Source organism: Methylobacterium sp. AC433 (assembly GCF_979253015.1).
Window position 1 is genome coordinate 49,796 of sequence record NZ_CEEDBN010000002.1, and the last position, 25,328, is coordinate 75,123.

29 protein-coding genes are annotated in these 25,328 nt (G+C 69.0%); 15 read left to right on the plus strand and 14 right to left on the minus strand.

From position 1 onward, the window contains the following. Window positions 1–85 precede the first annotated feature (85 nt). Together AC0IWM_RS03740 and AC0IWM_RS03745 are read right to left on the minus strand one after the other, a co-directional pair. Entirely contained in the window at window positions 86–1,912 is a 1,827-nt protein-coding gene (locus AC0IWM_RS03740) for an aminopeptidase P family protein (protein WP_471753149.1), read from the minus strand. A gap of 22 nt (window positions 1,913–1,934) precedes the next feature. Next, the gene (locus AC0IWM_RS03745; RefSeq protein WP_471753150.1) at window positions 1,935–2,873 is read right to left on the minus strand and encodes a 50S ribosomal protein L11 methyltransferase; all 939 of its coding nucleotides are present in this window, start codon (window positions 2,871–2,873) and stop codon (window positions 1,935–1,937) included. Between the two features lie 194 nt (window positions 2,874–3,067). Between AC0IWM_RS03745 and AC0IWM_RS03750 the strand changes: the two genes are divergently transcribed. The 5 genes from AC0IWM_RS03750 (at window position 3,068) to AC0IWM_RS03770 (ending at window position 6,482) form a co-directional block, all read left to right on the plus strand. Next, window positions 3,068–3,235, plus strand: a complete 168-nt coding sequence (locus AC0IWM_RS03750) for a hypothetical protein (protein ID WP_471753151.1) — start codon at window positions 3,068–3,070, stop codon at window positions 3,233–3,235. 61 nt (window positions 3,236–3,296) lie between these two features. After that, a complete protein-coding gene (modA, locus tag AC0IWM_RS03755; protein WP_471753152.1) occupies window positions 3,297–4,100 on the plus strand; it encodes a molybdate ABC transporter substrate-binding protein in 804 nt (267 codons plus the stop codon). A gap of 10 nt (window positions 4,101–4,110) precedes the next feature. Further along, window positions 4,111–4,824 (plus strand): molybdate ABC transporter permease subunit, encoded by a 714-nt coding sequence (gene modB, locus AC0IWM_RS03760; RefSeq protein WP_279292465.1) that lies wholly within the window; start codon window positions 4,111–4,113, stop codon window positions 4,822–4,824. A 4-nt stretch (window positions 4,825–4,828) separates the two neighbouring features. Beyond that, on the plus strand, window positions 4,829–5,938 hold the full coding sequence (gene modC, locus AC0IWM_RS03765) for a molybdenum ABC transporter ATP-binding protein (protein ID WP_471753154.1): 1,110 nt from the start codon (window positions 4,829–4,831) through the stop codon (window positions 5,936–5,938). 148 nt (window positions 5,939–6,086) lie between these two features. After that, entirely contained in the window at window positions 6,087–6,482 is a 396-nt protein-coding gene (locus AC0IWM_RS03770) for a hypothetical protein (RefSeq protein ID WP_471753156.1), read from the plus strand. Between the two features lie 117 nt (window positions 6,483–6,599). Here the strand turns inward: AC0IWM_RS03770 and AC0IWM_RS03775 are convergent, their stop codons facing one another. Next, on the minus strand, window positions 6,600–8,264 hold the full coding sequence (locus AC0IWM_RS03775) for a flagellin N-terminal helical domain-containing protein (RefSeq protein ID WP_471753157.1): 1,665 nt from the start codon (window positions 8,262–8,264) through the stop codon (window positions 6,600–6,602). A gap of 244 nt (window positions 8,265–8,508) precedes the next feature. Here AC0IWM_RS03775 and AC0IWM_RS03780 point away from each other — a divergent pair, with 244 nt between their 5' ends. Continuing rightward, on the plus strand, window positions 8,509–8,916 hold the full coding sequence (locus AC0IWM_RS03780; RefSeq protein ID WP_056465953.1) for a flagellar biosynthesis repressor FlbT: 408 nt from the start codon (window positions 8,509–8,511) through the stop codon (window positions 8,914–8,916). A 95-nt stretch (window positions 8,917–9,011) separates the two neighbouring features. Here the strand turns inward: AC0IWM_RS03780 and flaF are convergent, their stop codons facing one another. Then, complete coding sequence (gene flaF, locus AC0IWM_RS03785) at window positions 9,012–9,371, minus strand: flagellar biosynthesis regulator FlaF (RefSeq protein ID WP_055947312.1); 360 nt, start codon at window positions 9,369–9,371, stop codon at window positions 9,012–9,014. 171 nt (window positions 9,372–9,542) lie between these two features. Here flaF and AC0IWM_RS03790 point away from each other — a divergent pair, with 171 nt between their 5' ends. After that, on the plus strand, window positions 9,543–9,788 hold the full coding sequence (locus AC0IWM_RS03790; RefSeq protein WP_056465956.1) for a hypothetical protein: 246 nt from the start codon (window positions 9,543–9,545) through the stop codon (window positions 9,786–9,788). 19 nt (window positions 9,789–9,807) lie between these two features. On the opposite strand, the gene AC0IWM_RS03795 is transcribed toward AC0IWM_RS03790, so the two are convergent. From AC0IWM_RS03795 to AC0IWM_RS03825, 7 genes are all read right to left on the minus strand, one after another. After that, complete coding sequence (locus AC0IWM_RS03795; RefSeq protein WP_200929990.1) at window positions 9,808–9,948, minus strand: hypothetical protein; 141 nt, start codon at window positions 9,946–9,948, stop codon at window positions 9,808–9,810. A gap of 92 nt (window positions 9,949–10,040) precedes the next feature. Next, window positions 10,041–10,352 carry a hypothetical protein gene (locus tag AC0IWM_RS03800; RefSeq protein WP_471753158.1) on the minus strand — a complete coding sequence of 104 codons (312 nt, stop codon included), beginning with the start codon at window positions 10,350–10,352 and terminating at the stop codon, window positions 10,041–10,043. A 157-nt stretch (window positions 10,353–10,509) separates the two neighbouring features. Beyond that, entirely contained in the window at window positions 10,510–11,040 is a 531-nt protein-coding gene (locus AC0IWM_RS03805; RefSeq protein ID WP_471753159.1) for a metallophosphoesterase family protein, read from the minus strand. Between the two features lie 22 nt (window positions 11,041–11,062). After that, window positions 11,063–12,163 carry a TonB family protein gene (locus AC0IWM_RS03810; protein ID WP_471753160.1) on the minus strand — a complete coding sequence of 367 codons (1,101 nt, stop codon included), beginning with the start codon at window positions 12,161–12,163 and terminating at the stop codon, window positions 11,063–11,065. Between the two features lie 3 nt (window positions 12,164–12,166). Next, window positions 12,167–12,661, minus strand: coding sequence for a protein TolR (tolR, locus tag AC0IWM_RS03815; protein ID WP_471753161.1), 495 nt, complete (start codon window positions 12,659–12,661; stop codon window positions 12,167–12,169). A 133-nt stretch (window positions 12,662–12,794) separates the two neighbouring features. Further along, complete coding sequence (locus AC0IWM_RS03820) at window positions 12,795–13,487, minus strand: MotA/TolQ/ExbB proton channel family protein (protein WP_471753162.1); 693 nt, start codon at window positions 13,485–13,487, stop codon at window positions 12,795–12,797. Window positions 13,488–13,554: 67 nt separating this feature from the next. Next, a complete protein-coding gene (locus AC0IWM_RS03825) occupies window positions 13,555–13,956 on the minus strand; it encodes a Tat pathway signal protein (RefSeq protein WP_471753501.1) in 402 nt (133 codons plus the stop codon). A 569-nt stretch (window positions 13,957–14,525) separates the two neighbouring features. Here AC0IWM_RS03825 and AC0IWM_RS03830 point away from each other — a divergent pair. Both AC0IWM_RS03830 and AC0IWM_RS03835 read left to right on the plus strand, forming a co-directional pair. Further along, window positions 14,526–14,963 (plus strand): Hsp20 family protein, encoded by a 438-nt coding sequence (locus AC0IWM_RS03830; protein WP_056214570.1) that lies wholly within the window; start codon window positions 14,526–14,528, stop codon window positions 14,961–14,963. A 75-nt stretch (window positions 14,964–15,038) separates the two neighbouring features. Beyond that, on the plus strand, window positions 15,039–15,323 hold the full coding sequence (locus AC0IWM_RS03835) for a BQ00720 family protein (protein ID WP_471753163.1): 285 nt from the start codon (window positions 15,039–15,041) through the stop codon (window positions 15,321–15,323). Here the strand turns inward: AC0IWM_RS03835 and AC0IWM_RS03840 are convergent. Then, window positions 15,310–16,101, minus strand: coding sequence for an alpha/beta hydrolase (locus tag AC0IWM_RS03840; protein ID WP_471753164.1), 792 nt, complete (start codon window positions 16,099–16,101; stop codon window positions 15,310–15,312). The genes AC0IWM_RS03835 and AC0IWM_RS03840 overlap by 14 nt on opposite strands. A gap of 183 nt (window positions 16,102–16,284) precedes the next feature. On the opposite strand from AC0IWM_RS03840, the gene AC0IWM_RS03845 reads away from it, so the two are divergent. Both AC0IWM_RS03845 and infC read left to right on the plus strand, forming a co-directional pair. Next, entirely contained in the window at window positions 16,285–17,517 is a 1,233-nt protein-coding gene (locus AC0IWM_RS03845) for a glycosyltransferase family 4 protein (RefSeq protein WP_471753165.1), read from the plus strand. A 186-nt stretch (window positions 17,518–17,703) separates the two neighbouring features. Continuing rightward, on the plus strand, window positions 17,704–18,225 hold the full coding sequence (gene infC / locus AC0IWM_RS03850) for a translation initiation factor IF-3 (protein ID WP_238280755.1): 522 nt from the start codon (window positions 17,704–17,706) through the stop codon (window positions 18,223–18,225). 145 nt (window positions 18,226–18,370) lie between these two features. Here infC and AC0IWM_RS03855 read toward each other — a convergent pair whose 3' ends face one another. After that, window positions 18,371–20,716 carry an amylo-alpha-1,6-glucosidase gene (locus AC0IWM_RS03855; RefSeq protein ID WP_471753166.1) on the minus strand — a complete coding sequence of 782 codons (2,346 nt, stop codon included), beginning with the start codon at window positions 20,714–20,716 and terminating at the stop codon, window positions 18,371–18,373. A gap of 162 nt (window positions 20,717–20,878) precedes the next feature. Further along, window positions 20,879–22,012, minus strand: a complete 1,134-nt coding sequence (locus AC0IWM_RS03860; protein WP_471753167.1) for a glycosyltransferase family 4 protein — start codon at window positions 22,010–22,012, stop codon at window positions 20,879–20,881. A 425-nt stretch (window positions 22,013–22,437) separates the two neighbouring features. Between AC0IWM_RS03860 and AC0IWM_RS03865 the strand changes: the two genes are divergently transcribed. The 4 genes from AC0IWM_RS03865 to AC0IWM_RS03880 are packed head-to-tail and all read left to right on the plus strand — an operon-like array spanning window position 22,438 to window position 25,321. After that, window positions 22,438–22,803, plus strand: coding sequence for an NADH-quinone oxidoreductase subunit A (locus tag AC0IWM_RS03865; protein ID WP_056465990.1), 366 nt, complete (start codon window positions 22,438–22,440; stop codon window positions 22,801–22,803). A gap of 60 nt (window positions 22,804–22,863) precedes the next feature. Continuing rightward, window positions 22,864–23,451, plus strand: coding sequence for a NuoB/complex I 20 kDa subunit family protein (locus AC0IWM_RS03870; RefSeq protein WP_056465993.1), 588 nt, complete (start codon window positions 22,864–22,866; stop codon window positions 23,449–23,451). 15 nt (window positions 23,452–23,466) lie between these two features. Further along, a complete protein-coding gene (locus tag AC0IWM_RS03875) occupies window positions 23,467–24,114 on the plus strand; it encodes an NADH-quinone oxidoreductase subunit C (protein ID WP_471753168.1) in 648 nt (215 codons plus the stop codon). Window positions 24,115–24,130: 16 nt separating this feature from the next. Next, a complete protein-coding gene (locus tag AC0IWM_RS03880) occupies window positions 24,131–25,321 on the plus strand; it encodes an NADH-quinone oxidoreductase subunit D (protein ID WP_471753169.1) in 1,191 nt (396 codons plus the stop codon). Window positions 25,322–25,328 lie beyond the last annotated feature (7 nt).

The following is a 25,328-nucleotide window of genomic DNA, read 5'->3' on the forward strand; positions in this document are numbered from 1 at the left end:
GCGAGGTCCCTTGTCCCCAGCTTTCCGGTCGTCCGAAAGAGGCGGGATGGTCGCAAGGGCCGCCCGGCGCTCCGCGCGCGCCGGATCAGACCGCCACGACCATCGGCCGGGTCGCCTCTTCGAGCCAGGTCCGCGTCGCCGCGTCGAGGTCCGGCCCCACGGCCTCCCGCACGCGGGCATGGTAGGCGTCGATCCAGGCCATCTCCTCGGGGCTCAGGAGATCCGGGCGGATCAGGCGGCGGTCGAAGGGGGCCAGCGTCAGCGTCTCGAACCCGAGCATCGGGCGTTCGCCGCCGGGCACCGCGCGGGCCTCGACGAGCACGAGGTTCTCCAGGCGGATGCCGTAGGCGCCGGGCTTGTAGTAGCCCGGTTCGTTCGAGAGGATCATGCCGGGCTCCAGGGCGACCGTCCCGGTCTTGGCGATGCGCTGCGGCCCCTCGTGCACCGACAGGAAGGCCCCGACGCCGTGGCCGGTGCCGTGGTCGAAGTCGAGGCCGGCCTCCCAGAGCGGCAGGCGGGCGAAGGCATCGATCTGCGCCCCCGTGGTCCCCTTCGGGAACACCGCCCGGGCGATGCCGATATGGCCCCGGAGCACGCGGGTGAAGTGCTCGCGCATCGCCTCCGAGGGGTCGCCGACCGCCACCGTGCGGGTGATGTCGGTGGTGCCGTCGGCGTATTGCGCCCCGGAATCCACGAGGAACAGCTCGCCGGGAAGGACGCGCCGGTCGGTCTCCCGGCTCACCCGGTAGTGGACGATGGCGCCGTTGGCGCCGCTGCCCGAGATCGTCGGGAACGAGACGTCCCGCAGCAGGCCGCCCGCGGCGCGGAAATCCTCCAGGGCCTCCACTGCGGCGATCTCCGTCAGCGTCTCGCCCTGGCCATCGAGCCAGGCGAGGAAGCGGGTCACGGCGATGCCATCGCGCAGGTGGGCGGCACGGGTGCCGGCGATCTCGGCCGCGTTCTTCACCGCCTTCATGGCGGTGATGGGATCGGGCCCCAGATCCGCGACGCCGCCGGCCGCCTCGACGCGCTGCTTGAGGGCGAAGGCGGCCGTGGCGGCGTCGAGGCGCAGGCGCGCGGCGTTCGCCGCCTGGGCCGCGAGGCCGTCCTCGAAGGCGGCGCGCGGATGCAGGTCGGCCAGGGGCGCCAGGGCGGCGCGCAGCTCCGGGCTCGGGTTCGGCGAGGTCAGGTAGAGGGCGGCCCGGCCGGTGCGCGGCACCAGCGCGTAGCCCAGCGCCAGGGGCGTGTGGGCCACGTCGCTGCCGCGCAGGTTGAAGGCCCAGGCGAGGTTGTGCGGATCCGAGATCACCAGGGCGGCATCGTCCGCCTCGGCGAGGACCGTCCTGATGCGGGCGAGCTTGTCCTCGGCGGACTCGCCGGCCAGGGCCGGCGGATGCGCGACCACCGGGCCGGCCGGGGCCTGCGGCCGGTCGGTCCAGACCGCGTCGACGGGGTTCGCCTCCACCGCCTGCAGGCGCGCGCCGGCCTTGGTCACCGCGCGTTCCAGGCGCGCGACGCTGTCGGGCGTGTGCAGCCAGGGATCGTAGGCGAGCACCTGGCCGGGCTTGATATGGGCGCCGATCCAGGCCGCCACGCTGGTCTCGGCCAGGGGCACCGGGGTGATGATCGCGGTGTCGATCTGGGCGGGGGCCTGGAGGGTGTAGCGCCCGTCGACGACGAGGGCCGCCGCCTCGGCCAGGATCACGGCGGTGCCGGCCGAACCGGTGAAGCCCGTGAGCCAGGCGAGGCGCTCGGCCTGGGGCGGCACGTATTCGGACTGGTGCTCGTCGGCGCGGGGCACCACGAAGCCGTCGAGCCCGGCGGTTCGCAGCGTTTCGCGCAGGGCGCGGATGCGGGCCGCGCCCTGACGGTGGCTCGGATCGTCGAAGGTCTGGAAGCGGAGGCGCGTCATGGCGCCCAGGGTTACGCCGGGCTCAGAGGGGCCGCAACCACGCCCGACGCGGGCGCGGTGCCGCGCCGCCGCGCTTCAGCACGAGCGTCGCCCAGCCCTCGATCAGCCCGTGCCGGGCGAGATGGAAGCCGCGGTGCCGGTAGGTGGAGAGCACGCCGGGCACGTCGCGCTCGATGAGGCCGGACAGGATCAGCACGCCGTGGTCGGCGACCACCGCTGTCAGCGAGGGCGCCAGCCCCTTGAGCGGCCGCGCCAGGATGTTGGCGAAGACCACGTCGAAGCGGCGCGGACGGTCGGCCAGCGGATGGCGCACACCGGGTCCCTGGTAGAGCCTGAGCACGGGCCCGAGGCCGTTGAGGCGGGCATTGCCGATGGCGGTGGTCACCGCCTCCGGATCGAGGTCGCCGGCGATGACCGGCCTGTGCAGGGCCTTGGCCGCCGCGAAGGCGAGGATGCCGGTGCCGGTGCCGACGTCGAGCACGTGGGCCGGGCGCCCGCGCCTGAGGATCCCGGCGAAGGCCCGGAGGCAGCCCAGGGTGGTGCCGTGATGGCCGGTGCCGAAGGCGAGCGCCGCCTCGATCTCGATGGCGAGGTCGTTGGCACGGACCGTGTCGCGGTCGTGGCTGCCATGGACGAGGAAGCGGCCGGCCCGCACCGGCTTCAGGCCCTCCAGCGAGGCGCGCACCCAATCCTGCTGGTCGATGGTCTCGAAGGTGGCGACGTCCGCCTGCGCACCGACCACGGGGCGGATCAGGTCGCGGATCATGGCCTCGTCGGGCGCGTCGGCGAAGTAGGCTTCCAGGCGCCAGGTCCGGCCGTCCTCGGCCTCGAAGGCGGCCACCGCCGTCTGCGTCGGATCGAACATCTCGCCGAGGAGGTCGGTCATAGCGCGGGCCGAACCCTCGTCGGTGAGGAGGCGCAGGACGTGGGTCGGGCGGTGGGGAGGCAGGCCTTCGAGCATGGCCGGGGCTCTACCACCCACGCCGTTCCGCCGCCACCACGCATCTGCGACGTCCCGCCGCCACGACGCGCTCGAGCCTGCCCGGAACCGAAATCCGGCATCCGCGTTTGCTGTCGCTTCTCCAGCTTCATTTCGATGTCGGAGCGTGCGTTGTGCGTATGAAAATCAGAAGAACCGGCGGTCGAACGCCGGTCGTGCTCGCCGAAAAGTCCAAGGCCCGCCGGCGCCTCGTGCGCGAGCGCGGGGTCTTTTCCGACGCCGAGCCCCTGACGGGACCGATGCCGGGGTCGATGCTCGTGCTGCTCAGCCGCCTGCACCGCTCCGAGCGTCCGCTCCTCGACGAGGACGAGCACGGCGCCTGATCGCGTCGGCGCCGATCCATGCTATGGCGGGCGCTCCGGCGGAAAATGTAAGAGCAGGGCCATGAAACAGACGAAACGGATGTTGCTCGGCGTGGTCCTGGGCGCGATGGGCAGCCTCGGGCTCGCCCGAGGCGTCGCCCCGGCGCGGGCCGAGACGCCCGTGGTGGTGTTCGCTGCCGCCAGCCTCAAGAACGCCCTCGACGAGGCCGCCGCCGCCTGGACCAAGGAGACGGGCAAGACCGCCAAGATCTCCTACGCGGCCTCCAGCGCGCTGGCCAAGCAGATCGAGGCCGGCGCGCCGGCCGACCTGTTCGTCTCCGCCGATCTCGCCTGGATGGACTACGTGGCGGGCAAGGACGGCCTCAAGCCGGGCACGCGCGCCAATCTCCTGCGCAACGCCCTCGTGCTGATCGCCCCGAAGGACGCGCCCGTGGCCGTGGACCTCAAGCCCGGTCTCGACCTCGCGAAGGTCCTCGGCGACGGGCGCATCGCCATGGGCAACGTCGAGGCGGTGCCGGCCGGCAAGTACGGCAAGGCGGCGCTCGAGAACCTCGGCGCCTGGGAGGGCGTGAAGGGCCGGGTCGCCCAGGCCGAGAACGTGCGGGCGGCGCTCCTCCTCGTGGCCCGCGGCGAGGCGCCGCTGGGCATCGTCTACGCCACCGATGCGGTCTCGGACCCGAGCGTGAAGGTGGTCGCCACCTTTCCGGCCGCGAGCCACCCGCCCGTGATCTATCCCGTGGCGCTGACGAAGGATTCGACCAACCCGGATGCGGCGGCGCTCCTCGCCTACCTGCGCAGCCCGGCCGCGCGCAATTTCTTCGAGCGTCAGGGCTTCTCGGTGATCGGCGCCGAGAACCGGACCTGATCGCCCGGTCTTGCTTCACACGATCCCGGACCGGCTCGGCCTGACGCCGGAGGAATGGTCCGCCATCGCCCTCAGCCTGCGCGTGGCCGGGGTCGCCACCCTGGCGAGCCTCGTCCCGGGCCTGGCCGTCGCCTGGGTCCTGGCGCGTCGGCGCTTCCCCGGGCGGGCGCTCCTCGACGGGCTGGTGCATCTTCCGCTCATCCTGCCGCCGGTGGTGACCGGCTACCTCCTGCTCCTCGCCTTCGGCCGGCGCGGCACCTTCGGGGCCTTGCTGGCCGATCTCGGCATCGTGCTCTCGTTCCGCTGGACCGGGGCGGCCCTCGCCTGCGCGGTGATGGGGTTTCCCCTGATGGTGCGGGCGATGCGCCTCTCCCTGGAGGCCGTCGATGCCCGGGTCGAGCAGGCCGCCGCCACCCTCGGCGCCGGACCCCTCGCGGTCTTCCTCACCGTGACGCTGCCCCTCGCCCTGCCCGGCGTCCTCGCCGGCGCGGTGCTGGCCTTCGCCAAGGCGATGGGCGAATTCGGCGCCACCATCACCTTCGTGTCGAACATCCCCGGCGAGACCCAGACCCTGCCCTCGGCGATCTACACCCTGACCCAGGTGCCGGGCGGCGAGGCGGGCGCCCTGCGCCTCACCCTGGTCTCGGTGGCGATCTCGATGGCGGCCCTGCTGGTCTCCGAATTCCTGGCTCGCCGGGTCGGGCGCCGGATCGGGGCGGCCTGAAACGATGACGCTCACGGTCGATCTCGCCCTGGCGCGCGGCGCCTTCCGCCTCGACGTGGCCTTCGCCGCACCCGCCGGGCTCACCGTCCTGTTCGGCCGCTCCGGTTCGGGCAAGAGCACGGTGATCGCCTGCCTGGCCGGGCTGGCCCGGCCCGACCGGGGCCGGATCACCCTCGACGGCGAGACCCTGCTCGACACCGACCGCGGCCACGCGGTGCCCGCCCATCGCCGCCGCATCGGCACCGTGTTCCAGGAGGCGCGGCTGATGCCCCACCTCTCGGTCCGGCAGAACCTCGCCTACGGGCGCTGGTTCGCGCGCGGGCGCCGGGATGCCGCCGGCCTGGAGCCGGAGGCGGTGGTCGCGCTCCTGGGGATCGGCCACCTCCTCGACCGGCAGCCGGTCGGGCTCTCGGGCGGCGAGGGCCAGCGGGTGGCGATCGGCCGGGCCCTGCTGTCCCGGCCCCGTCTGCTTCTGATGGACGAGCCGCTCGCCGCGCTCGATGCCGAGCGCAAGGCCGAGATCCTGCCGTTGATCGAGCGCCTGCGCGACGGGGCCGGCATCCCCATCGTCTATGTCAGCCATGCCGTGCCGGAAGTGGCGCGCCTCGCCGATACCATCGTGGTGCTGGAGGAGGGGCGCGTCGCCGCGGCCGGACCCGCCGAGGGCATCCTGCGCCGGGGCGATCTCGGTGCCTTCCACGCGGCCGAGGCCGGCGCGCTCCTCGACATGGTGGTGGAGGCCGATGCGCCGAATGCGGGGCTGACGCTTCTGTCGGGACGAGCCGGGCGGCTCCTGGTGCCGCGCCTCGCCCAGGCGGTGGGCACCGGTCTACGCGTCCACATCCCCGCGCGCGACGTCCTGATCTCCCTCGACGAACCGGCCGGCCTGAGTGCCCGCAACCGCCTGAGCGGCCAGGTGCTCGCCCTGCACGTTCAGGCGGAGGGCACGGTGCTGGTGGAAGTGGATTGCGGCGGCGCCGTTCTCTCCGCGCGCCTGACGCGCGCCTCCGTCCACGAGCTCGGCCTCGTGCCCGGCCGGCCGGTCTTCGCCATCGTCAAGAGCGTCGCCTTCGATCCCCATGGCATGGGGCGCGCGGCTGCGGTCGAGATCTGAGGGGTCGTTAAAATTCGATGCATCGCCTTGGCATCGGCTTGAGCATGCGCACCAAGAAGGGCCCGGCCGGACCGATTCCTTAAGATCGCATTCACGCCGCGCGTCTTGTCTGGTGGCGGAATGCAAGAGCCGCGATCAGGAGCGTGCCATGTCCATCACCAGCTTAGGCGTCACGCCGCCGACCCGCGTCACCGGCGCGACGCCGGCGCCGATTCCGCCCGTCCAGCCGGTCCAGGCCCCGGCACCCCTCGCGCCTGCGGTGCGGGTCGATATCCGCGGTCGGGACCAGGGCTCCGATCCCCGGTCCGGGATCGCGCGAGCGCCGGCCCCGGAGGAGAACGCCAAGGCGGCGCAGGCCACGATGGAGCCACGCATCCGCATCGACCAGGACACCAAGGCGGTGGTCTACCAGGAGGTCGACCCGAATTCGGGGGACGTCGTCATCCAGCTGCCCGACCCGGTGGTGCTCAAGGCTCGGGCCTATGCGGAGGCCGCCGAGGCCCGCGCCAAGCCCGCCACCCGCCCCCTCGACCGCACCGCCTGAACCGCAAAGGCGATCCCGAAACGAAAAGAAGGCCGGGGCGCTGAGCCCCGGCCTTCTCTTTTGCGGTCTGTGAAAACAGGAGAACCGCCGGCCCGGGGGCCGGCGGCGGGCTCGTCCTTAGCGGAGGAGCTGCAGGATGCCCTGCTGCGCCGTGTTGGCGAGCGAGAGGGCCGAGATGCCGATCGACTGGCGGGTCGACAGGGCCTGGGAGTTGGCGGCTTCCTCGTTGAGGTCCGCGTTCGTCAGGTTGGCCGAGCCGGTGTCGAGGATGTTGATCAGGTTCTTCGAGAAGTCCTGACGATTCTGCACGACGGTGAGATTCGAGCCGAAGGTCGAGGACTGGGCGCGGAGCTGGCTGGTGGCGGTGGTGATCGCCTTCAGGGCCGAGTTGATCTCATCGTCCGACTGGAAGCCGCCGGTGATCGAGTTGAGACCCAGACCATCGGCATCGAGCTTCGCACCGGCGATCGTAAGGCTTGAAGAGCCGGTCTCGTTGAAGGTGACTTTCAGCGAGTTCTCGCTCGGGTCGCTGCCCGAGCGGGAAAGCAGGTTGATGCCGTTGTAACTGGAGTCCTGGGCCTGCTGCGTGATCTGGGTCAACAGGTCGTTGAACTGCTTGGCCAGCGCAGTTCGGGTGGAGTTCGTGCCACTGGCCGAACCGGAGCCCGAGGCGACGACAGCCTTGGTTGTCGTGCCGGCAACGCCGAAGCCGAGGTCAGTGGTACCGCCGGTCGAGTTGTCGATGGTGATCTTCTGCGACGAACCGGTCGCAGTCGAGGTGAAGGTCAGTTTGTTGTTGGCGTCGAAGCTCGCAGTAACCTGACCCTTGAAGCCGGTGTCCGACGAAAGCTGGCTGTTGATTGAGGCAAGGATCTCGGTCTTCGTGGTTGCAGCCGGCGTCGCACCTGCCGCCACCGTGATGGTCTTGGTCGGGCCGCTGCCCAGCTGGATGTTGAACGCAGCCGTGTTGGCGCCAGAGAGATCAAGCGTCGTCGCTACAGCCGTGTTGGCGACTGCGATCGCAGCAGTTGCTGTGCTCTTGGCAGCAGCACCCGTGGCAGTCTGGGCGGCGACCGCCGTGCCGAACCCGATATCGACTTCGTTACTAGCTGCGTTGGTGACAACCGCAGAGGCGGCCGAACCCGTCGCGGTTGAGGTGAAGACGATACGGCCGTCAGTGGTCTTGGAGGCAGTGACAGCAGCAGGGTTGGTGGTGTCGTTGGCAAGTTGGTTGTTAATCGCCTTAACGACATCATCGGCGGTTGCCTTGGAAACGTTACTGGTAACGCCGCTCAAGGTCGTCGCATCGAGAGTGATCGTGGTGGTGTTGGTCCCGTCACCAAGGGTGAAGGTAGCGTTTCGAGTACCCGAAAAATCTTGGGTCCCATCGGTAGCGGCGGTTGTCGTACCCTGGAAACCGGTAACAGCCGTTAGGATCGCGGCGGTAGCCGGGGTTCCGCTGGAGACCGAGCTCTTGTCGGCCAGTGCCTGGTTGGCGGTGGACTTGGCCGAATCGACCAGCTTCTGGATCGAGGTGATGCCCTGGTTGGCGGCCTGGATGGTCTGGACGCCGTTCGAGATGCCATTGAGGAGCGAGCCGAGATCGCCGGAGCGGCCGGACAGCGACTGCGAGGTGAAGAAGCTCGTCGGGTCGTCGAGGGCCGAGTTGACCTTCTTGCCGGTGGAGAGGCGGTTCTGGGTGCTGGAGAGGAGATCGGCCGTGCCCTGCAGCGAGAGCAGGTTCTGGCGGGTCGCGGCGGTAAGGGTGATGCCTGAGGACATGGTGTTCGATCCATTCTGATCGGTGCGCCTCCGTTTTTGGAGGCCCGTGCACATGACCACCCATCCCTTGCGATCGACTTAATAGGCGCACCGAACGAAAGCTTACGAAGATCGGTCGATTGTGGTCGATTTGGAAAAAGTCCCTTTTTCTTCAGAGCGTTGGTTGTCCGGGCCGAACGCGCCGTTGAGGTCTTGTTAACCAAGATCGGTGAATGTGCCGGTGAGGTCCGGAACGAGTATCGCCATGCCCCTGAAGATCGAGCTCAAGCCGTTCGAGCGTCTGCTGATCGGGGGCACGGCGATCCGCAACGGGTCCCGCCGCTCCAGCTTCGTCATCGAGACCGTGACGAAGTTCCTGCGGGAGAGCGACATCATCCTGGAGAGCGAGGCCGATACCGCCTGCAAGCGCCTCTACGTGACGCTGACGGTGATGTACCTCGCCGAGGTCACGCCGGAGGCGGAAGACCTGTTCATCACCCAGGCCAATGCGCTCATCGCGGCGGCGCCCAGCATGGCGCCCTACCTGCGCGACATCCACGACTTCATCGCCGAACGCGATCTCTACCGCGCGCTGAAGCGCTGCAAGGAGCTGATCCAGTACGAGCAGTCGCTGGCCGAGCGGCTGGCGCCCCCCGCTGCGTCCGAGGGGTGAGGTGCTGAGAGGTTCGATGAAACGAGAGAGCCCGCCGCTGGGAAGCGGCGGGCTCTCTCGATTTCGGCCCTGTCGTCGCGCGCGTTGCGAGCGCCTTACATGCGCAGGCCGGCGGCGATGTTCTGGTTGATGCTGATGAGGGCGGAGAGCTTCTCGGCGCTCGGCTCGATCAGCGTGTCGATCATCCGCTTGAAGACGAAGGTCGAGAGCTCGGCGATGTTGTTCTTGATCTCGATCGGCAGCGGGCTCTCGGGCGCGGTGGCGGCCCCGGCGATGATGGTCCAGACCTTCTGGTTGAAGTTCAGCGCCTCGTTCAGGGCGGGTGCCTGATTGGTCCAGTCGGTCTGGATCGCCTGGAGGCGGGTCGCGGCCTTGATCAGCACGGCGGCTTCCGCTTCGCGCGGCGACAACGCGGTCTGTGCAACCCGGGCATAGGCGCTGGCGCCGTACGACATCGCTGGTTCCTCCTTCAACGGCGCAGACCTGATTCGGGGCGCGGAGGAGACCTTAGGCCTTCGATTGTTAAGGGATCGTAAGATCGGTCCGTGCCGTAATCATGCCGGGATATGCGACGAGGGAGAGCGGGCGTCCGCGCGGATCACGCGCGGGATGCCGGATTCCACCACATGATGAATTTCGTTCTCGGTACGGTCGCGGGCGGGTTGCTGGTCGGACTCGTCACGATCTCCGCCGTCCGCCAGCCGGCCGTTCAGGCCAAGCTCGGCCTGTTTCCCGTCTCCAGCGCCCTGATGATGCCGGCGGCGAAGTCGCCGGAGGCACCGCGCCCCGATCCGGGCTGCCGGCCGGGCACGGCGGTCGGCCAGCCGGACATGCTGTTCTCGAAGCGCCGGTTCTGGTTCGTCGCCCCCTGAGACGGCGCGCGCCCGCGTCTCAGATGCTGCTGATCAGGAACATCACCATCGTGGTCGCCACGGTGGTGCTGACGAAACCGCAGAGGGCGGCGGCGAAGGACGGTCCGGTGGACAGGCTGCGATCCGTGCTCTTCAGGTCGAGGGCGGCGATGGTGTTCATGATGGCTGACCTTGGCGGCGGCGAATCATCGGCCGCGTGTGAGTTCACAGTGAAACGAAGCGTGGCGGGCGGGCGTGCGGGCCCGCACGCGATCAGTCGCAGCGATGGACGCGCTTGGCGTCGCGCAGGGCTCGCGACTCGCTGCGCAGGTCGATGGCGATGACGCCCGCGCCGCAATCCTCGAACGCGTCACGTGCATCGGCGTAGCGGTCGCCGATCTCGTCGAGGGTGTCGCAGACGCGGTCGTGATTGCCGAGCCGGGCCTCCTGGCGGAACTGGTAGCGCAGGGCGTTGGCTTCATCGACCTTGCGCTGGGCATCGAGGCAGGCCGGTGCCGCGAGGGCAGGGGCCACGAAGCTTACAAGCAGTGCTGCGGCGAGGGGAAGTCGTAGCGATTGACGCATTGGGACACCTGAAGATGGGGACACTGGGCGTGCGGCCGGTGAACAGAATTCATCGAGCGTTCGAAAGTGTCCGCAAGATCACGACCGACATCTCCAATATTGTGTTGGACGATGGCGCTCATCTCGCGTTCAGGTTCCGGAAACGGCAAACCCGCCGCTAAGGTTCCACGGTTTTGTGCGGTGCCGTCCGTCGCCGGCGCGAGACCAGGATCGCCGCGAGGGAGACGGGGGCCGCTCCCTGTGCGTCGACGCCGACGTCGTATTGCCGGGGGATCGGCTTCAGCTTGTTGTGCGAGTGCCCATGCAGGTTGAGGGCGCCGCGCCCGATCCCGTTCCAGGTCCGGAAGGCATAGTGGCAGAGCACGAGGCGGCGTGCCTCCACGGTGACCTCGGCATAGTGCGAGACCGAGGCCCAGCCGGGGGCCCGCAGCGTTCCGGGCCCGTCATTGTTGCCGGCGATGAGGTGCTTGACGCCCGGCAGGGCCGCCAGGATCTCGGTGAGGCGGGCCTCGGAGGGGCCGAGGGCGAAGTCGCCCAGATGCCAGACCTCGTCCTCGGGTGCCACCACGGCGTTCCAGGCGGCGATCAGCCCGGCATCGTGGGCCGCGAGGTCCGGATAGGGCCGCTTGTCGATCCGCAGGATGCGCGGATCGCCGAAATGCGTGTCGCTGGTGAACCACACGGCCATGGCCGCCTACCGTCGGCCGCGATCAGCGGCCGGGGCTGAAGCGCAGGGGCACGGTGACGGCGAGGCTGCTCAGCGAGATGCCGGCCGGGGCAGGCGGCAGGGAGCCGCGCACCGTCGCCAGGGCAGCGCTGTCGATGGCGCCGACGCCGCTGCTGCTGGCCAGGCCCGAACTCAGGACCTGGCCGGAGCGGGACACGGTGAACCGGACGACGGCGACACCGCCGCTGGTTCCGGCCGCCGCGTTCGCGTTCATCCGGCCCCGGATCGCCGAACTCAGCATGCCCTGCCAGGCCCGAAGGGCGTTCGGGTCGTTCCCTCCGGCGGCGGCGCCGGCGCTGCTCTGGCGCGAGGCGGAAGCCGAGTTCTGCTGGGCACGACCCTCGCTCGCTGCGGCCGACGCCCGGCGGGCGGCTTCCTTGGCGGCCTTCGCCTTGGCCTCCTTGGCCGCCTCGCGCCGGGCCTCGGCGATCGCCTCGCGGCGCTCTTCCTGCTCGGCCTTCAGGCGCGCCTCGCGGTCGGCCTTCCGCTTGGCCTCGCGTTTGGCCTCGAGAATCTTGGCCATGTCGGGCTTCGGCTTCTCCACCTCCACGGGCTTCGGCGCCTCGGCGACCGTCGGCGGGGGCGGCGCGAGGGCCGGGGCCTCCGGCGCAGTCGAGGTGATCACCTGGTCCTCGGGCGGCGGCTCGGCCACCGCTTCCACGGGTGGCGTGACCGGCGCCTCCGGCGGCTCGGCCATGGTGGTGGCCTCGGGCGCGACCGGCGTCGCGTCCGGCGGCGGCGGGACGGTCGCCTCGGGGGGCGCCACCTCGGTGGTCTCCAGGGGCTTCGTCACCGGAACGGCCTCCGGCGTCTCCACCGGGTTCGCCTCGGGCGGGGCCGGCGCCTGTGCCGCCTGTTCGGCCGGCGCCTGGGTGTTCGCCTCCGTCATCTGCGGCGCGAGATCGATCGTGACGATGTTCTCACCCGGGGGTGTGGTCGGCGCCGTGCCGAACAGCGCCATACCGACGAGCGCCGCGACGTGCAGGGCGAGGGCGGCGAGGAAGGCGGCGGTGAGGCCGGACGGGCCGCGCTGCTCCGGCTCGGCGGTCGTCACGAAGGCGCTGTTGGGATGCAGGGCGTTCATGGATTACTGCGGCGTTCCGCTGGCGGGGGCCGGAGCGGCGGCCGGCGCCGACGGCAGCGCCCCGCCGGGCGACTGGGCGATCAGCGAGACCTTGGTGAAGCCGGCCTGACCGACGAGGCCCATCACCTCCATGATCTTGCCGTAGGGCACGTCGCGGTCGCCGCGCACCAGCATCACCTGGGTGGGATCCTGGGCCGCCAGGGCACGCAGGCGCGGCATGATCGCGTCCGGGGTCAGCTCCTCCTTGGCGAGGTAGGGCTTGCCGTCCTTGTCGATGGAGATCTCCAGCGGCTTCTTGGCCTGGGCGACCTTCTGGGCGGTGGTCTTGGGCAGCTGCACCGGCACGCCCGTGGTCATCAGCGGGGCGGCCACCATGAAGATGATCAGCAGCACGAGCATCACGTCGACCATCGGGGTGACGTTGATCTCGGACATCGGCGCCGCGTCGAGGCCATCCTCGTCGTCGCCGCCGCCGGCGCGGATCGAACCCATTGCCATCGTGGAGCGGCCCTCCGGGGCCAGGGCGGACGGCGATCAGGCCGGTCCGCCGCACAGGTTGCTGTCGGGAATCGGCGCTCGCGCGGCGCCGAATCAGGTCTCGGTGAAGCGGGTCCCGGTCAGGACGGAACGGTCACTCGGCGGCGGCGGCGCGCCCATGCACGGTGCGGTCGCGGGCGAGGCGGTTGCCGAGGATGCCGATGGTGGAGACGAAGCTCGACTGGACCCGGCCGACATCGTTGATGAGCTTGTTGTAGGCCATCACCGCCGGGATCGCGACGATGAGGCCGATGGCGGTGGCGAACAGCGCCTCGGCGATGCCCGGCGCCACCACGGCCAGCGAGGTGTCCTGGCTCTTCGCGATCGACGAGAAGGAGTTCATGATACCCCAGACCGTGCCGAACAGGCCGATGAACGGCGCGGTCGAGCCGGCGGTGGCCAGGAGCGGCAGGCCGGTCTGGAGGCGCTTGATCCGGCTGGTGAGCGTCGCGCGCATGGCGCGCTCGATACGGTCGCGACGCTCGGCCCGGGTCTCGCTGGAATCCTGGTCGCGCCAGGCCTCGACGGCCGCACCCGTGATCTGGGCGTCGATGCCGCCGCCCGAGGATTCGAGCGCCCCGCCCGAGCGCACCAGCACGTCGAAGGCCTTGGCCTGACGCTTGGCGGCGGCGATCCGCACGATCTTCTCGAACACTACCGTCCAGCACGCGATCGAGGCGACCACGAGCAGGATCATCACGCCCTTCACGATCGGATCGGCCTGCAGGAACAGTCCGATGAAGGAAAAGTCGTGGGCGACTTCGGCCGGTGCGGCGGTCGGATCCATGGCGGTCTCTCTCGATGGGGGCGGTGTTCGGCGTGCGGACGGCGTCGTCGGGTTTCGGGTGCGCCGATCAGCGCACGAAGGCGGCGGGCGTCTTGCTCTCGGTCTCGATGCGATCGAGGCAGGTCTCGCGGCTGGCCTCGCCGCCCTCGCAGGCGAGGACGTCGTTGAGGAGCAGGCGGCTGATCTTCGGGCAGGCGATGCCGGGGAAGTCGAAGAGGCGGACCATGGTCTTGCGGTCCTGCACCGGTCCGAGTTCCACGGAGAGGCGCTTCTGGGCGATGCCCTCCGGGTCGAACGCGAAGAGGTCGACCTTCAGGGACTTCAGGGCCGGACCGCGGCTGTTGTCCACGACGAGGTAGGTCCGGCAGGCGTCGCCGGCGGGCTCCAGGCGGTTCAGTTCGAGCTTCAGGGGCGGGGCCGCGGCCTTGCCGTCCTGCGCGCCGGCCGTCGCGGCCAGGCCCCCGAGCATCGTCAGGGCCGCGAGGACGGAGGCGCCGGGCCGCGCCACGATGAACCGATTCCTCCGCAAGGGCCGTTCTCCGATCACGCCGCGCACTCCGCCAAAGGTCTTCGCCGCCAGCCGCGACGCTGTTCCGGTTCCCGGACGAGGCCTGTTCCGACGCGATGTCGCGACAGTCCGCCCAGCCCCGATTCGGGTTCGCCAATGCCGAGGGGCGCGGTCCGAGAACCACGATCCGGGCGCTGACTGATGCGGGGTGGGCATATCCGAGGACCCGGCCGCAGATCAAGCGCAGGGCCGAATATCAGAGGAATTCCAAACTGTTACTTGGGGCCTGGATGCGGCTAAGCTTGTCCTCTGCCGAACGGTCCCGGGCCGGATTGCCGAAAACACCTGAGGTCTCAGGGGCTAACGGGGCCATGCGCCCGAGAGGTCGAACCCTTGATGCACCCGGGAGCGGTCTCCATATCGCGAGGACCGGCGAGACATCGCCGGGAGGGGTGCTGCCCAGGCGGGCCCCGATCACCGAAGTGCCTCATGAAACACTGTTTCGGGCTTCGCTGGAAGGACATGCGTTCGTGACGACTCGACCCTCACCGTTCGGACATCCCTTTCTCCTCGGGTTCGATGAGATCGAACAGGCCCTCGATCGGGTGTCGAAGGCCGCCAACGACGGGTATCCGCCCTACAACATCGAGCGTCTGGCGCGCACCGAGCACCAGCCGGAGCGGCTTCGCATCACGCTGGCGGTGGCAGGGTTCACCCGCGACCAGCTCGACGTGATGCTGGAGGAGAGCCAGCTCGTCGTGCGGGGCCGGCAGGTCGATGACAAGACCCGGCAGTTCCTGCACCGCGGCATCGCGGCGCGTCAGTTCCAGCGCGCCTTCCTGCTCGCGGACGGCATGGAGGTGATGGGTGCCGACCTGTCGAACGGCCTGCTGTCCATCGACCTGACCCGGCCCGAGCCGGACCGGATCGTGCGCAAGATCGCCATCGCGTCCCGTGACGAGGCCTGACCCCGGGGCTTCGACGCCACATCGACCGCCGGGCAGGGTCCCGGTGTACCGCTCTGCCAAGAAGGAGGGCAGTCCATGACCGAGTTCAACACCAATCCGCTCACCCGGGCCGATCTCGACCCGGCGGAGTTCAATGTGGCCGATCTCGCGGCCCTCGGCGAGGGGCACATCGCCTACGTGCGCGCCATCCGCTCGGACGAGGTGAAGCGCATCTTCCCGCAGGCGCCCGACCTGACCCCCGGGCTCGACCTGTTCGCGCTCCTCTCCGCCAGCGGAGCCCCGATCCTGCTCGCCGATTCGCGGGATGCCGTGGTGGCCAACGCGGCCGCCAACGATCTCTACACGGTCAGCCTGCACTAGGCGGAAGATCGGCCACCGCCGCCAGGAGCCGCGCGAGATCCTGCGGTCGCGACAGGCGGTGGTCGCCATCGGCGATGAGGGTGAGGATTGTGCCGGCCTTCGGCAGGCTCTCCACCACCCGGAGCGCGTGGGTGTAGGGCACGTCCGGGTCGTCCATGCCCTGCAGGATGTGGACGGGGCAGCCGGGATCGAAGGCGCCTCCCAGGAGGCAGTGGCTTCGCCCGTCCTCGATCAGGGCGTGCGTGATCGGTACCGGACTCGGATCGTAGGCGCTCGGACGGAACCAGGCCCCGTCCCGCTCGATCTGCGCCCGGATCTCCGGCGGAAACCGATCCCACAGGAGGCTCTGGGTGAAATCCAGGGCCGGTGCGATGAGGAGGAGGCCCGAGGGGGCCGGCCGACCCTGTCGCGCGAGAGCGCGCGCCACGAGGCAGGCGATCCAGCCGCCCATCGACGATCCCACCAGGATCGGGCGTTCCGGCGCATGCGCGGCGATCACCGCCTGCGCATCGGCGAGCCAGGTCGAGATCGTGGCCTCGGCGAACACGCCCCCCGACTCGCCGTGCCCCGAATAGTCGAAGCGCACCAGGGCGCGGCCCTCGCGCGCGGCCCAGGCATCGAGGGCCATCGCCTTCGTGGCGCCCATGTCGGAGCGGAAACCTCCGAGCCAGACCAGGGGCGGACCGGCTCCCATCCTCCGCCGCACCGCGATTCGGCGTGCCGCGGCTCCCGTGCCGGCCTCGATGAAGTCCGGAGCCTCGCCCTGCGCAGACGTCATTCGTTAACCCTCGCCCTGGGATGCATCGAACTGAATGCATCGCCTTCGCATTTCGTTTACCGGGCCGTAAAGCGCGGCGTTCAAGCTCACGGCCATGACCGAAACGCAAGACGGACTCCGTTCGCCTCGGGTGAGCAGCTCGAGCCTCTTCCCCCGGCCCTGGGCCATTCCGGCTTGCCCGTCATGAACGGCGACGGACGCGGCAGTTTCCCGAGTGAGCGGGCGCCCCTCGCCGGGGCGACCATCCTGCAGATCGTCCCGGAACTCGATGCCGGCGGCGCCGAGCGCACCACCGTCGACGTCGCCGCTGCCCTGGCGGCGGCCGGCGCCCGGGCACTGGTGGCCACGGAGGGCGGCCGCCTGATCGGCGAGCTGCAGGCCAAGGGCGGGATCTGGCTGCCGTTTCCCGCGGCCTCGAAGAACCCCCTCAAGATGGCCCTGAACGTGGGTCGCCTCGCGCGCCTGTGCCGACGCGAGGGCGTGCAGATCGTCCACGCGCGCTCGCGGGCGCCGGCCTGGGTCGCCCTCGGTGCGGCGCGGCGGCTGAAGCTGCCCTTCGTAACCACCTATCACGGAAGCTATTCCGGCCGGACGGGCGTGAAGGTCCTCTACAACTCCGTGATGGCGCGCGGCGACGTGGTCATCGCCAATTCGCATTACACGGCCGACCTGATCCGTGCCCTGCACCCGGAACAGGCGGGCGACCGGGTGCGGGTGATCCATCGCGGCACAGATCTCGCCCAGTTCACGCCCGCGGCGGTTCTCCCGTCCCGCGTGGAGGCCCTGCGCCGCGCCTGGGGCGTCGCCCCGCACGAGCGGGTGGTGCTGCTCGCCGCGCGCCTCACGGGCTGGAAGGGCCAGCGCGTCCTGATCGAGGCGGCGGCACTGATGCGCGACCGCGGCGTCACCGACGTCGCCATCGTGCTCGCCGGCGATCCGCAGGGACGCATCGGCTACGAACGCGAGCTCGACGCGTTGATCGCGGCACGCAGCCTTCAGGCCATCGTGCACCGGGTCGGGCACTGCACCGACATGCCGGCCGCCTTCCGGGCGGCCTCCGTCGTCGCGGTCCCATCCGTTGAGCCCGAAGCCTTCGGACGCTCTGCGGTGGAGGCGCAGGCCTTGGGCACGCCGGTGGTGGTCTCGGATCTCGGTGCCGTGCCGGAGACGGTGCTGGCGCCCCCGGAGGTTCCGCCGGCCCAGCGCACGGGGTGGCGGGTGCCGCCCGGCGATGCCCGCGCCCTGGCCGACGCGCTGACGGAGGCCTTGTCCCTCGGAGCCAGTGCGCGCGATGCCATGACCCGGCGCGGCCGGGCCCATGTCGAGGCGCACTTCTCCCTGGAAGGCATGGTCGGCGACACGCTCGCCGTCTACGCCGACCTCATCGCCGGCCGGGCGGTGGTTCCGCGGGGTTGATCGCTGCGTCCAATGAACCAAACCGCGACGACCGTGTTGACTTGCACGAGAGTTCAGCCAAGGTGTCGCACCGAATTTCGCGAGCGATGGGTGGCCAGGATCGACCCCAAACGGGGTTTGGGTTCGCAGGCTGCCGTTTCGTCGTTTCACTAGGAGATCAAAGCCATTCGTAGACCAATGAGAGCTATGCCGGCCCCGCAGAAGGACGGGCCGCGCGCCAACCGGGACATCCGCGGCGTTCGCGAAGTGCAGCTCATCGACGACACCGGACAGAACCGTGGCGTCGTCGCCTTCTTCGACGCCATCGCCATGGCCGAGGAAGCGGGCCTCGACCTCGTCGAGATCGCACCGAACTCCGTCCCTCCCGTCTGTAAGCTTCTCGATTACGGCCGCTTCCGCTTCAACGAACAGAAGAAGCAGAACGAAGCGCGCAAGAAGCAGAAGACGGTCGAGGTCAAGGAGATCAAGCTCCGCCCCGGCATCGACAAGCACGACTACGACACCAAGATGAAGGCCGTGATCCGGTTCTTCGAGGAGGGCGACAAGGTCAAGGTGACCCTGCGCTTCCGGGGTCGCGAGATGGCACACCAGGATATCGGCCTGCGCCTGCTCGAGCGGGTGAAGAACGAGACCCAGGAGATCGCCAAGGTCGAGAGCGAGCCCATGCTCGAGGGCCGGCAGATGATCATGATCCTGGCGCCGCGCTGAGTCGCGCGCTGACGTTCTGATGCGGCGAACGCACCGTCTTCCTCCCGGGAAGGCGGTGTTTTTCGTTTGCGACGACCGATGGCCGAGTCGGCGCCGGTCTTCCAGGGCAGCGCCCGCGACGAGGCGCTGCCCGCTCCGCGAGGGTCTACTTCAACAGTGAGATCTGCGCGTCGCCCGTCCGCCGGAGCACGTTGACCGTCACGTCCTCTCCGTAGCGCTGCAGGCGCAGGTCCACCCGTGAGGTGCCGATCTTCAGGTTGAAGATCGAGACGCCGTCGAGGAAAGGCGGCAGGGTCGGATTGCGGAAGCGCACCCGGTTGCGGTCGTGGTCGATCTCCAGACCGAGGCAGGCCGCCAGGAAGGCGAAGGGTGCGGCCGCTGCCCAGGCCTGCGGCGAGCAGGCCACAGGGTAGGAGACGGGACCGCGCTGATGCCGCCGCATGAAGCCGCAGAACAGCTCCGGCAGGCGCTTCTGATCCTGGTAGAGAGCCGTGTCGAACATCCCCTCGAAGATGCGCGAGGCTTCCGGCTTCAGGTCGTAGCGCGCCAATCCGAGGGCGATGAGCGCGTTGTCGTGCGGCCAGATCGAGCCGTTGTGGTACGACATCGGATTGTAGCGCGCCTCGCCGCGGGCGATCGTGCGCACGCCCCAGCCGTTGAAGCCGTCCTTCGACAGGAGGTTGGCGGCGACGCTCGCCGCCCGCTCCGGCAGGGCGATGCCGGTGAAGAGCGCGTGGCCGGCATTGGACGAGCGCACGGCGCATTGCCGCTTCTCGCCGTCGAGGGCCAGGGCGTAGGTGCCGATCGCCTCGCACCAGAACGCCTTGTCGAAGTTCTCGCGCAGGACCTTCGCCTCCTTGCCGAGACGTTGCGCGAGATCGTCGTGACCCAGGAGCGAGGCGAGCTTGGCCGCCCCGTTCTTGGCGGCATAGACGTAGCCCTGAACCTCACAAAGTGCGATCGGTCCCTTGGCGAGGTTGCCGTCGGTGTGGAAGATCGAGTCGTGGCTGTCCTTCCAGCCCTGGTTCTCAAGGCCCTTGTCGGTGTCGCGGGCATACTCGACGAAGCCGTCGCCGTCCCGGTCGCCGTACTTGTCCATCCAGGTGAGGGCGAGTTCCAGGGCCGGCCAGATCGCCGAGATGGTCTCGAGGTCGCCGGTGACGGCGTAGTATTCCCAAGCCAGCATCACGAAGAGCGGCGTGCCGTCGATGGTGCCGTAGTAATGCCGGAACGGCACTTCGCCGAGCATGGCCATCTCGCCGCGCCGCGTCTCGTGCAGCACCTTGCCGGGCTGCGCGTCGGCGGCCGGGTCGACGGCCTTGGCCTGGGTCGAGGCGAGGTAGCGCAGGACGCCCTTGCCGAAATTCGGATCGATCCAGAGCGCCATCATGGCGGTGATGATGCCGTCGCGCCCGAACACCGTGGAGTACCAGGGAATGCCGGCGAAGGGGTAGATCCCCTCGGGGGTGCGGCTCGCGAGCATGTAGAGGTCGGCCGTGGCGCGGCAGGCCGCCTCGTTGAACTGGTCGTTCGACGAGATGATCGTGGTGATGCCGGCGGTGAGCTGCCGCAGGTCGCGGCGCGAATCGCGGTAGGCCCGCGCAAAGATGACGCCCTCGGCCAGGCCCTTGGGATGGCGCGGGGCGGCGGAGCTGCCGGCGGCGCGCGACAGGCCGGCGGCCGCATCCTCGCCGACCCGCTCGGCGGCCGGGGCGCTCGTGAAGGCACGGTGGGATTCGAAGACCGCCCGGAGGAACAGCGAGGCGCGGCCGCCCGGCGGCAGGGAGACGACGAACTCGGCCCGGCCCGGCTCGATGTGCTTCGGCTTCGGCCCGAAATGCAGGCTCGTCGTGCGCACGACCTCGTCGAGGCCGGCATAGCGGAACTGGACCTCGGACTCGCTCGCCACCTGAACGCTGCGCTTGCCGCGCACCGGGCGATCCATGCCGCGCACTTCGAAGAGATCGCGGAAATCCGCATCGAAGGTGACCGCGATTTTCAGGTGCCAGTGCCGGGAATCGTAGTTGCGCAGGCCGATTCGGTCGTAGCAGGCGCCCTTGAACAGGAACTTGGTGCGCTCGATCGCGATCAGCTCGCGGGGAATCGTGGTCTCGTCATGGGCATCGATGCGGATGTCGGGCGTCGTCATGTCGACGCTGAGCGCGCCGTTGTCGTCCTGCATCACGGAAGACAACAGCAGCGGGCGCTGATCCTCGATGGTGACGTGCAGGCGCGAGAGGTAGCGGGTGTCCTGGAAGTAGAGGCCCTCGGGACCGGGGAGCACGCCGATATCGCCGTAGCTGTCGAGCACCGCGAAGGCCTCGCCGTACTTCAGCGAGCGCAGCGGACGCTCGACCAGGGAGGTCTGCGCCTCGATGTGGTACTGCGGCAGGACTTCGTCGGCATCCTGGAAACCGCGGGGGATCCGCGTCTCGGTCGCGGCCGTCCCGGCCGCGGTTTCGGAGGTCGCCTTCAGTGTATCCGCTGCCATGCCTGAGCGTCTCCGAAATGGGGGGTCGAATCAAAAGGGCCGCCGGTCGCATGATGCGGCGCGGCGGCCCTCAGTGGCAGAGGTAGTGCGGCAATCTTGCGGCGCCAAGCCAGTCCGGCGGCGAGCAAAACCGATGCCGGGCGGAGCCCGGCTCGGCCCTGATCAGGCCGGCATGGCGGCGACGGAGATCTGAGGCAGGGCGGACCCGTTCATCTCGCCGTAATGCGAGGAGAACGCGCCGGCATGCGGCAGCTTGATCACCGAGTTCGCGCCGGCGAGCAGCCGCTCGTAGGCGGCCACGTACTTGCGCACCATGCACTCGGCGGTGAAGTTGCCCTCGAAGTGCCTGCGCACGCCGGCGCGGCTCATCGCCTTGACCGTGTGAACCGCTGCCACCGCGTCGTCCATCGAGTCGCACAGGACGCCCGAGACGCCGTCGGCGATGACTTCCGGCACGGAGCCGTTGCGGAAGGCGATCACCGGGGTGCCGGCCGACATCGCCTCGATCATCACGAGGCCGAAGGGCTCCGGCCAGTCGATCGGGAAGGCGAGGGCGAGGGCGTTGCCGAGGAAGTCCTTCTTCTGCTCCTCATTGATCTCACCGATGAACTCGACGAGGGGATGGTGGATCATCGGCTCGATGACCTCGTCCCAGTAATCTTGGTCGGCCTTGTCGACCTTCGCGGCGATCTTCAGCGGAACGCCGGAGCGGATCGCCATCTCGATGGCCCGGTCCGGGCGCTTCTCCGGCGAGATGCGGCCGAGGAAGGCCAGATAACCGCCCTTCGATTCCGGGTAGAAGGGGCAGTTCTGGGCCGGAAGACCGTGGTGGATGGTCGAGAGCCAGTTGACGTTCTCGGGCATCGGATCGCGCTGGTTGTCCGAGATCGACACCAGGGGCATGCCCGTGAAGGTGCGGTAGACGGGCATGAAGTCCGGCACGTCGAGGCGTCCGTGCATCGTCGTGAGGCACTTGTGGTTCAGGTCCTCGAACATCGGGTACTGCAGCAGATCGATGTGGAAGTGCAGGATGTCGAACTCGTGCGCCCGCTTGTGCACGTGGTGGAGCATCGCGAGGTGGCTCGCGGTGTGATCCCGGTAGCCGAGGAGCCGCAGGCCCTCCGGCGTGCAGGCCGCCAGCTTGGCGGAGGTTTCCGAATCGCCGCTGGCGAACAGCGTGACGTCGTGACCCTGGCGGACCAGTTCCTCGGTGATCCACGACACCACGCGCTCGGTCCCGCCATAGAACTTCGGGGGTACGGCCTCCGAGAGCGGAGCAATCTGGGCAATGCGCACGAAGCGTCTCCTATGAGGTCGAATGTTGCGCCGACCTAACGCGATCCGGCCTGAGTGGGACATGAACGAAACAGACGGCCAAGGTTATGGTTCCCGCTCCGCCGCGATCGCCAGCGCCCTCTGACAGATGGTCCGGGATGTCCCCGATATCCCCGTGATCCGTGCTGCCTGGCATGCCAGACAAGCCTATGGCAGGGCTTGCAAGAACCCGGCCGCGATGCTGCCTGCGCGCATCCGTCGTGTTGTGCGCAAGAGGGGAAGAACTACCTGGGGCGCATGGCCGATTTTGTGCGACGCACGATGCCCTTGTTTCACTCCAGGGGGTCGTCTAAGCCTCGCGCCTGCGCAGTCTGGCATTGGAGCAATTCCACGTGGCCGTCGGCGCCGAAGGCGTCGCAATCGTCCGCGAACACGAGAGGTCCCGCATGTCCGGCCTGATGGCAGACTATCTGCCCCTCATCGTCTTTATCGGCGTCTCGGTGTTCATTGCCGCGGCTCTGCTGGTCGCGCCCTTCCTGGTCGCCTACAACAGCCCCGATCCCGAGAAGCTGTCGGCTTACGAGTGCGGCTTCAACGCCTTCGACGACGCGCGCATGAAGTTCGATGTGCGCTTCTACCTCGTCGCGATCCTGTTCATCATCTTCGATCTCGAAGTCGCATTCCTGTTTCCGTGGGCGATCACCTTCGGGGAGCTCGGTTGGTTCGGCATGTGGTCGATGATGGCCTTCCTCGGCGTTCTGACCGTCGGGTTCGTCTACGAGTGGCGCAAGGGTGCCCTCGAATGGGATTAGCGCCGCCGAATCGCGCTGCCGACGAAGCCTGCCTGTCCGAAGCCTGATCCCGAGAAACCGATGGCCTTCAGCCCCGACCTCTCCCGCGCCCCGGCGATCGCGCCGGCCCCCAAGGGGATCATCGATCCCAACACGGGGCTGCCGATCGGCGCCGACGATCCGACCTTCCTGTCGATCAACAACGAACTCGCCGACCGCGGCTTCCTCGTCACCTCGACGGACGATCTCATCAACTGGGCCCGCACCGGCTCGCTGATGTGGATGACCTTCGGCCTCGCCTGCTGCGCCGTCGAGATGATGCAGATGTCGATGCCGCGCTACGATTGCGAGCGCTTCGGCTTCGCGCCGCGCGGGAGCCCGCGCCAATCCGACGTGATGATCGTCGCCGGCACGCTCACCAACAAGATGGCCCCCGCCCTGCGCAAGGTCTATGACCAGATGCCGGAGCCGCGCTACGTCATCTCCATGGGGTCCTGCGCCAACGGCGGCGGGTACTATCACTATTCCTACTCGGTGGTCCGCGGCTGCGACCGGGTGGTGCCGGTGGACATCTACGTTCCGGGCTGTCCGCCCACCGCCGAGGCGCTGCTCTACGGCGTGCTCCTGCTTCAGAAGAAGATCCGCCGCACCGGCACGATCGAGCGCTGAGGAAGGACGCCCGGCATGACCAACGGCATCAGCATCCTCGCCCACACCGCACCGGATTCCGGCATCGGTGCCCTCCAGCGGATCGGCGATCATGTCGCCGGAGCGCTCGGTCCCGCGATCGTCTCGAGCACCATCGCGTTCGGCGAACTCACCCTCGTGGTTCAGGCCAGCGACATCGTCTACGCCCTGACCTACCTGCGCGACGACCCGGCCTGTGCCTTCCGCTGCTTCATCGACATCTGCGGGGCCGACTACCCGGCCCGCGAGAAGCGCTTCGATGTGGTCTATCACCTCCTCTCGCTGCGCCATAACGCCCGCATCCGCGTGAAGGTACAGACCGACGACCAGACGCCGGTGCCCTCCGTGATCGAGGTCTTCCCGGCGGCGAATTGGTTCGAGCGCGAGGCCTACGATCTCTACGGTATCCTGTTCTCGGGGCATCCGGACCTGCGCCGGCTGCTCACCGATTACGGCTTCGAGGGGCATCCCCTGCGCAAGGATTTTCCGCTGACGGGGTTCGTCGAGGTCCGCTACGACCAGGACGAGGCCCGCGTGGTCTACGAGCCGGTGAAGCTCACCCAGGAATTCCGAAACTTCGACTTCCTCTCGCCGTGGGAGGGCACCGAATACGTGCTCCCGGGCGACGAGAAGACGTCGGCCTGAGCGGCGGAGCGAGGCCATGACCGAGCACAACATCCGCAACTTCGCGATCAACTTCGGACCCCAGCACCCGGCGGCGCACGGCGTGCTGCGCCTCGTGCTTGAACTCGACGGCGAGATCGTCGAGCGCGTCGATCCGCATATCGGCCTCCTGCATCGCGGCACCGAGAAGCTGATCGAGCACAAGACCTACCTCCAGGCGACGCCCTACTTCGACCGCCTCGACTACGTCTCGCCGATGAACCAGGAGCACGCCTTCTGCCTCGGCATCGAGAAGCTGCTCGGGCTCGAAGTGCCGCGGCGGGCGCAGCTCATCCGGACGCTGTTCTGCGAGATCGGCCGCATTCTCTCCCACCTTCTCAACGTCACCACGCAGGCCATGGATGTCGGCGCCCTGACGCCGCCGCTCTGGGGCTTCGAGGAGCGCGAGAAGCTGATGATCTTCTACGAGCGCGCGTCCGGCGCCCGCCTCCACGCCAACTACTTCCGGCCCGGTGGCGTCCACCAGGACCTGCCGCCCGCGCTGATCGACGACATCGAAGCCTTCATCGACCCGTTCCTGCAGGTGGTCGACGACCTCGACAACCTCGTCATGGGCAACCGCATCTTCAAGCAGCGCAACGTCGACATCGGCATCGTCACCGTGGACGAGGCGATGGCCTGGGGCTTCTCCGGCGTGATGGTGCGCGGCTCGGGCATCCCGTGGGACCTGCGCAAGTCGCAGCCCTACGAGGCCTATGAGGAGATGGAGTTCGACATCCCCGTGGGGAAGAACGGCGACACCTACGATCGCCAGGTCATCCGCATGGAAGAGATGCGCGAATCGGCCAAGATCATGAAGCAGTGCTGCATCAAGCTGCGCGAGCCGGGCGGCCAGGGCCCGATTTCGGCCACGGACGGCAAGATCGCGCCGCCGCCGCGCCGCGAGATGAAGCGCTCGATGGAAGCGCTGATTCATCACTTCAAACTCTACACCGAGGGCTTCCACGTGCCGGCCGGCGAAGTCTACGCCGCGGTCGAGGCGCCCAAGGGCGAGTTCGGCGTCTATCTCGTCGCCGACGGCACCAACAAACCCTACCGCTGCAAGATCCGCGCGCCGGGCTTCGCCCACCTGCAGGCGATGGACTGGATGTGCCGCGGCCACATGCTGGCCGACGTGTCCTGCGTGCTGGGCACGCTGGACATCGTGTTCGGCGAAGTGGACCGGTGAGGATCAA

Excerpts from the sequence above, each read along its gene's own strand:
- infC (WP_238280755.1), top strand. The coding sequence starts at position 17,704 with ATGCCGGCCCCGCAGAAGGACGGGCCGCGCGCCAACCGGGACATCCGC.
- modC (WP_471753154.1), top strand. The coding sequence starts at position 4,829 with ATGACGCTCACGGTCGATCTCGCCCTGGCGCGCGGCGCCTTCCGCCTC.
- AC0IWM_RS03875 (WP_471753168.1), top strand. The coding sequence starts at position 23,467 with ATGACCAACGGCATCAGCATCCTCGCCCACACCGCACCGGATTCCGGC.
- AC0IWM_RS03780 (WP_056465953.1), top strand. The coding sequence starts at position 8,509 with ATGCCCCTGAAGATCGAGCTCAAGCCGTTCGAGCGTCTGCTGATCGGG.
- AC0IWM_RS03870 (WP_056465993.1), top strand. The coding sequence starts at position 22,864 with ATGGCCTTCAGCCCCGACCTCTCCCGCGCCCCGGCGATCGCGCCGGCC.
- modA (WP_471753152.1), top strand. The coding sequence starts at position 3,297 with ATGAAACAGACGAAACGGATGTTGCTCGGCGTGGTCCTGGGCGCGATG.
- AC0IWM_RS03810 (WP_471753160.1), bottom strand. The coding sequence starts at position 12,163 with ATGAACGCCCTGCATCCCAACAGCGCCTTCGTGACGACCGCCGAGCCG.
- AC0IWM_RS03795 (WP_200929990.1), bottom strand. The coding sequence starts at position 9,948 with ATGAACACCATCGCCGCCCTCGACCTGAAGAGCACGGATCGCAGCCTG.
- AC0IWM_RS03820 (WP_471753162.1), bottom strand. The coding sequence starts at position 13,487 with ATGGATCCGACCGCCGCACCGGCCGAAGTCGCCCACGACTTTTCCTTC.
- AC0IWM_RS03805 (WP_471753159.1), bottom strand. The coding sequence starts at position 11,040 with ATGGCCGTGTGGTTCACCAGCGACACGCATTTCGGCGATCCGCGCATC.
- AC0IWM_RS03825 (WP_471753501.1), bottom strand. The coding sequence starts at position 13,956 with ATGCTCGGGGGCCTGGCCGCGACGGCCGGCGCGCAGGACGGCAAGGCC.
- AC0IWM_RS03865 (WP_056465990.1), top strand. The coding sequence starts at position 22,438 with ATGTCCGGCCTGATGGCAGACTATCTGCCCCTCATCGTCTTTATCGGC.
- AC0IWM_RS03775 (WP_471753157.1), bottom strand. The coding sequence starts at position 8,264 with ATGTCCTCAGGCATCACCCTTACCGCCGCGACCCGCCAGAACCTGCTC.
- tolR (WP_471753161.1), bottom strand. The coding sequence starts at position 12,661 with ATGGCAATGGGTTCGATCCGCGCCGGCGGCGGCGACGACGAGGATGGC.
- AC0IWM_RS03880 (WP_471753169.1), top strand. The coding sequence starts at position 24,131 with ATGACCGAGCACAACATCCGCAACTTCGCGATCAACTTCGGACCCCAG.
- AC0IWM_RS03855 (WP_471753166.1), bottom strand. The coding sequence starts at position 20,716 with ATGGCAGCGGATACACTGAAGGCGACCTCCGAAACCGCGGCCGGGACG.
- flaF (WP_055947312.1), bottom strand. The coding sequence starts at position 9,371 with ATGTCGTACGGCGCCAGCGCCTATGCCCGGGTTGCACAGACCGCGTTG.
- AC0IWM_RS03845 (WP_471753165.1), top strand. The coding sequence starts at position 16,285 with ATGAACGGCGACGGACGCGGCAGTTTCCCGAGTGAGCGGGCGCCCCTC.
- AC0IWM_RS03790 (WP_056465956.1), top strand. The coding sequence starts at position 9,543 with ATGATGAATTTCGTTCTCGGTACGGTCGCGGGCGGGTTGCTGGTCGGA.
- AC0IWM_RS03770 (WP_471753156.1), top strand. The coding sequence starts at position 6,087 with ATGTCCATCACCAGCTTAGGCGTCACGCCGCCGACCCGCGTCACCGGC.
- AC0IWM_RS03840 (WP_471753164.1), bottom strand. The coding sequence starts at position 16,101 with ATGACGTCTGCGCAGGGCGAGGCTCCGGACTTCATCGAGGCCGGCACG.
- AC0IWM_RS03740 (WP_471753149.1), bottom strand. The coding sequence starts at position 1,912 with ATGACGCGCCTCCGCTTCCAGACCTTCGACGATCCGAGCCACCGTCAG.
- AC0IWM_RS03835 (WP_471753163.1), top strand. The coding sequence starts at position 15,039 with ATGACCGAGTTCAACACCAATCCGCTCACCCGGGCCGATCTCGACCCG.
- AC0IWM_RS03745 (WP_471753150.1), bottom strand. The coding sequence starts at position 2,873 with ATGCTCGAAGGCCTGCCTCCCCACCGCCCGACCCACGTCCTGCGCCTC.
- AC0IWM_RS03800 (WP_471753158.1), bottom strand. The coding sequence starts at position 10,352 with ATGCGTCAATCGCTACGACTTCCCCTCGCCGCAGCACTGCTTGTAAGC.